Here is a 1474-nt window from a genome sequence, read left to right on the forward strand (position 1 = left end):
CCCGCGTATTCGGGCGTGTCGAAGCGCATGCGCCGCAGGCGCGAGTCTCGACCGCTGGAACGCGAGCCATAAGGGGCCGCGAACACGCAGCGCCGCAGGCGCTGCAAATCAGACAAGGAGATTTCGCGTGCGCGACATGGTGGAGATCGGCATGGGCCGGACCGCCCGGCGTACCTACGAGCTGGACGACGTCGACATCGTCCCCTCGCGCCGGACCCGCTCGTCGAAGCAGGTCTCGCTGTCCTGGCAGCTGGACGCCTACCGCTTCGAGATCCCGTTTCTCGCGCACCCCACCGACGCCCTGGTGTCCCCGGAGTTCGCCGTCGAACTCGGCCGCCTCGGCGGGCTCGGCGTGATCAACGGCGAGGGACTGTGGGCGCGGCACGCGGATGTCGGCGCGAAGATCGACCAGTTGCTAGAGCTGGTCGGCAAGGGCGGTTACGAGCGCGCCGTGGCGTTGCTGCAGGAGTTGCACGCCGCGCCGATGCAGCCGGATCTGCTCGCCGCCGCGGTGGCGCAGGTCCGCGCCGCCGGCGTCACCGTGGCGGTGCGGGTGAGCCCGCAGAACGCCCGCACGCTCACCCCGGCGCTGCTGCAGGCGGGGATCGACCTGCTCGTGGTGCACGGCACGATCATCTCCGCCGAACATGTCGGCGACGGTGAGCCGCTGAACCTCAAGACCTTCATCGCCGACCTGGACGTGCCCGTGGTCGCAGGCGGCGTGAGCGATCACCGCACCGCGCTGCACCTGATGCGTACCGGAGCGGCGGGCGTGATCGTCGGCTACGGCTCCTACCCCGGCGCGACCACCACCGGCGAGGTACTCGGCATCGGCGTGCCGATGGCCACCGCGATCGCGGATGCCGCCGCCGCCCGCCGCGATTACCTGGACGAGACCGGCGGTCGCTATGTGCACGTCATCGCGGACGGCGACATCTCCACCTCCGGGCAGCTGGCCAAGGCGATCGCGTGTGGCGCGGACGCGGCCATGCTCGGCGTCCCGCTCGCCGTGGCCGCGGAGGCGCCGGGCCGCGGCTGGTACTGGCCGTCGGCGGCCGCGCACCCGTCGGTGCCGCGCGGGTCGATGCTGCACGTCGACGATCCGTGGGATCTCGGTGGCGAGCCGGTCGGCGACACGGTGCGCCCCAGCCTGGAGCGGGTGCTCTTCGGCCCGTCCGACGATCCGTTCGGTTCGCTGAATCTCGTCGGCGGCCTGCGTCGTTCGATGGCCAAGGCCGGTTACTCGGACCTCAAGGAGTTCCAGAAGGTGGGCCTGAGCGTACGCGCTTGAAGGTAGGCCTGAGCGTACTGCGGCGCACCCTCCCAGCCACCCGGCGATCACCGGAGAAGCGAGTCTTACGAGCGCCGTTCGCGGCCCGGCTCGCGTTCCAGCGGTCGAAGCGCATGCGCCGCGGGCGCGAGTCTCGACACTGTCCCGCCGATCGTGGACAGCCGGCATCACCGTGCCCGGCGC

The 1474-nt window shown here is 71.4% G+C and carries 1 protein-coding gene; it reads left to right on the top strand.

What is annotated here, in order from left to right; translation table 11 throughout:
* Positions 1-127 precede the first annotated feature (127 nt).
* A complete protein-coding gene (locus tag AB0L97_RS38625) occupies positions 128-1291 on the top strand; it encodes a GuaB3 family IMP dehydrogenase-related protein (protein ID WP_355081654.1) in 1164 nt (387 codons plus the stop codon).
* Positions 1292-1474: the final 183 nt, after the last annotated feature.

The sequence above is a fragment of the Nocardia sp. NPDC051911 genome (genome assembly GCF_040681035.1).
Classification (GTDB): domain Bacteria; phylum Actinomycetota; class Actinomycetes; order Mycobacteriales; family Mycobacteriaceae; genus Nocardia; species Nocardia sichangensis.